This window comes from Pseudomonas sp. EA_65y_Pfl1_P113, assembly GCF_963970525.1.
Classification (GTDB): Bacteria; Pseudomonadota; Gammaproteobacteria; order Pseudomonadales; family Pseudomonadaceae; genus Aquipseudomonas; species Aquipseudomonas tritici.
Window position 1 is genome coordinate 1 of the sequence record NZ_CAXAQM010000671.1, and the last position, 434, is coordinate 434.

Annotated in this window: 1 protein-coding gene; it reads left to right on the forward strand. The window is 67.7% G+C overall.

Features of this window, described 5'->3' with window-relative positions; translation table 11 throughout:
* On the forward strand, positions 1-339 hold a 339-nt coding region (locus tag AACY52_RS31650; RefSeq protein ID WP_370468092.1), incomplete at its 5' end, for a hypothetical protein.
* Positions 340-434: the final 95 nt, after the last annotated feature.

Here is a 434-nt window from a genome sequence, read left to right on the forward strand (position 1 = left end):
GATCCGGCGGGCGCGGTAGCGGTCGAGATCGCGCTGCCCGATGATGCGCGGTTGAAGGTGGGCCAGGCTGGCACCGCCAGCATCATCGCGAGCGGGACGAGCACGCGGTTGCTCGCCGTGCCGCCCAGCGCGGTGTGCGCGCGGCAGGGAACGATGGCGCAGGTCTATGTCGTCGATCTTGCCACATCACGCGTGCATCTGCGGCGGATCACGCTCGGGGATGAGACGCCCGCAGGGATCGGCGTGCTCAGCGGATTGGCGCTGGGCGAGTGGGTGGCGCTGTCGCGTGCAGGCACGCTCAAGGACGGCATGAAGATCGCGCCGATCGGCCCGCAATAAACTGTGCCCGCAACCCGAGTCGCGCGGTGTTGCACTCGGGCGTTCAGCACCGTAAAACGCGTTTCGGGCGACCGTGTGGGTCGCCTTTTGCTTTT